We start from the raw sequence: 2798 nt of genomic DNA on the forward strand, positions 1-2798 counted from the left end.
GCACGATCAGCACGTCCTCGTAGTGCGACCTGTCGAACACGCCGACGTGGCCTGCCGTCGGCAGTTGCTTCTCGATGCGCCAGAGGAAGTCGTGCGCCATCTCCTCCTCGGTCGGCTTGCCGAAGCTGGCGTACCTGATGCCCTGCGGATTGCCCGCACCCACAACGTGTTTGACGATTCCGCCCTTGCCCGCGGTGTCCATGCCCTGCAGCACCAACAGGATCTTGCGGTTGTCGCCAGCACGGCTGTTGGCGTACAACATCTCCTGAAGCTCGGCGTAGCGCTCGTTGCGTTCGTCCTGAAGCTCGGGGGCGTCGCTCTTGGAGCCCTTGAACCCTGGTGTCGAGTGGGTATCGAGCGCGGCGATCGAGTCGCCGGGCTTGAACTCGAGAAAGGAGCCGGGTTCGTGGGTCCAGAGGTCGGGCAATTCGGACGTCGCGGGGTCGGAGGACTTGCTCATCTGCTCAGTGAAGCAGTTGGTGAGGCAATTCCGGCGATGGATGCGTCATCGAGTTGAACTTCTCGAGCGATCCGCCCACTTCGACGATGCCGCGAAGCGCGCTCCACGACAGCATCGTCAGGTAGTCGATCAGATCGTCGGCGCTCATCCGCGGATGGGACATCCACGAGTGCGTGGCCAATTGCACACCGCCGACGATCATGAAGGCCCACGGTTGGGCTCCACTGGTGTCCATCCCGACGCTGGCCATCCGGCGGCGAAGCATGACACCGAGCATCCTCGCGATGATCTCTTCGGAGTCGGCGACGGCCTTGCTCTTGCTCGCCGAGCTGTTCGCCATCACGAATGGGTAGATCTCCGGCTCGGCAGCGACGGTGGCGACGTAGCACCGGATGATCTCGCGGGTCAGGTCGAAGCCGTCGAGGTTCGACGACAGCGCCGCCGCCATGTTCGGAATCAGCGTGGTCTGCGCGAACCGCATCATCACGGCGGTGGTGAGGTCGTTCTTGTCGACGAAGTACCGGTAGAGAACCGTCTTCGAGACCCCGATTTCGGCGGCGATCTCGTCCATGCTGACGTTGCTCCCGCGATGGCGGACCGCTTCTAGCGTTCCGTCGACCAGCTCTCCGCGGCGATCGACCTTGTGTTGGTGCCACCGTCGCTTGCGCCCATCGGTCTTCACCCCCCCGTCCGGGGTCTGCTGTGTCACTTACCGGTCACTTGTCCGCGCCAATCCCTATCGCTAGTTGGCTTAGATAATACGGCCGATTCCTCCCGCTTGGCCGGTGAGCCGGGCGGGCAGGCGCCGCGATGAAGGACAATGGAACCGTGGTGCACAGAACGACCTCCAACTCCCGAGCGAGTCTCGCTGATTCATTCGTCGGCGCCGACAGCGCTGGTGACGCTGAACGCCGCCGCGGCCTTCGCCGGATGAAAGTCGTTGCGACGAGCTTCCTGGTCGGCGCGACGGTCATCTTCCTGCTCTGCACGTGGGCACAGTCCCAAGGCGCCGCGGCATGGGTGGGTTACGTCAGGGCGGCCGCGGAGGCGGGCATGGTCGGCGCGCTCGCCGACTGGTTCGCCGTCACGGCGCTGTTCAAGCATCCGCTGGGGTTACCGATTCCGCACACCGCGATCATCAAGCGCAAGAAGGATCAGCTGGGCGAGGGTCTCGGCACGTTCGTTCGCGAGAACTTCATGTCCCCCGAGGTCATCGGCGCCAAGCTGCGCGATGCGCAGGTCGCGAGCCGGACGGGGAAGTGGCTGTGCGAACCGGTGAACGCCAATCGGGTTGCCGCGGAGGCGTCGACGGTGTTGCGGGTCCTCGTCGAGATGCTGCGCGACGAGGACATTCAGCAGGTGCTGGACCGGATGATCGTCAAGCGCATCGCGGAACCGAAGTGGGGTCCCCCGGTGGGACGGGTGCTGACGTCGCTGCTGGAGGAGCGGCGTCAGGAGGCACTCATCCAGCTGCTGGCCGACCGGGCCTTCGAGTGGTCGCTGAATTCGAACGAGATCATCGCCAGGGTGATCGAGCGCGACTCGCCGACGTGGTCGCCGCGCTGGGTGGACAACCTGATCGGCGAGCGCATCCATCGCGAGTTGGTGGACTTCACGGACAAGGTGCGCCGCAACCCGGACCACGAGCTACGCCGGTCGGCGACCAAGTTTCTGTTCGAGTTTGCCGAAGACCTTCAGCACGACGAGGCGACGATCGCGCGGGCCGAGAAGGTCAAGGATCAGATCATGGCGCGCGACGAGGTCGCCAAGGCCGCGGAGACGGCGTGGACGGCGGCCAAGCGCATCATCCTGGAGTCGGTCGACGACCCGTCGTCGACGCTTCGGTCCAGGATTGCCGACTCGGTGGTGCACATCGGCGAGTCCCTTCGCGACGACGTCGAACTCCGCGACAAGGTGGACAGCTGGATCATTCGCGCGGCCCAGCACCTGGTTTCGGAGTATGGGACGGAGATCACAGCGATCATCACCGAGACCATCGAGCGGTGGGACGCCGACATGGCTAGCGACCGCATCGAGTTGCACGTTGGCCGTGACCTGCAGTTCATCCGGATCAACGGCACGGTGGTGGGCTCGCTGGCCGGCCTCGTGATCTATTCGATAGCCCAACTACTCTTCTGACCTGCGCTAACTAGTGCTTGCAAAAGTTAGCACTGCGTCGTACGGTTGAGCTTGTCGCACTCCGGATACCCGACGCAGAGGGGGATGAACCATGGCTCAAGACGAGAAGCTTGCAGCTGTCGTCACCAACGCTGCGCAGGACATCGGGAGCTTCATCCGGAGCCAGCGTGAGTTGGCTCAGGTTTCCGTGCGGCAGCTT

General features: G+C 64.0%; 3 protein-coding genes and 1 pseudogene. 2 read left to right on the forward strand and 2 right to left on the reverse strand.

Annotated elements, in window-relative coordinates; all coding sequences use genetic code 11:
• Together QOD90_RS08060 and QOD90_RS08065 are read right to left on the reverse strand one after the other, a co-directional pair.
• The coding region (locus QOD90_RS08060) for a polyphosphate kinase 2 family protein (RefSeq protein ID WP_526348423.1) at nucleotides 1-460 on the reverse strand (460 nt) is incomplete at its 3' end.
• 4 nt (nucleotides 461-464) lie between these two features.
• Entirely contained in the window at nucleotides 465-1169 is a 705-nt protein-coding gene (locus tag QOD90_RS08065; protein ID WP_526348425.1) for a TetR/AcrR family transcriptional regulator, read from the reverse strand.
• A gap of 101 nt (nucleotides 1170-1270) precedes the next feature.
• Here QOD90_RS08065 and QOD90_RS08070 point away from each other — a divergent pair, with 101 nt between their 5' ends.
• On the forward strand, nucleotides 1271-2599 hold the full coding sequence (locus tag QOD90_RS08070; protein WP_526348427.1) for a DUF445 domain-containing protein: 1329 nt from the start codon (nucleotides 1271-1273) through the stop codon (nucleotides 2597-2599).
• Between the two features lie 91 nt (nucleotides 2600-2690).
• A pseudogene (locus QOD90_RS08075) lies at nucleotides 2691-2798 on the forward strand (transcriptional regulator); the annotation flags it as partial.

Source organism: Mycobacterium sp. (assembly GCF_032161845.1).
In the GTDB taxonomy this organism is placed as follows: domain Bacteria; phylum Actinomycetota; class Actinomycetes; order Mycobacteriales; family Mycobacteriaceae; genus Mycobacterium.

Bases quoted from the DNA above. Each gene is read 5' to 3' on its own strand.
- QOD90_RS08070 (WP_526348427.1), top strand. From the start codon at position 1,271: ATGAAGGACAATGGAACCGTGGTGCACAGAACGACCTCCAACTCCCGA.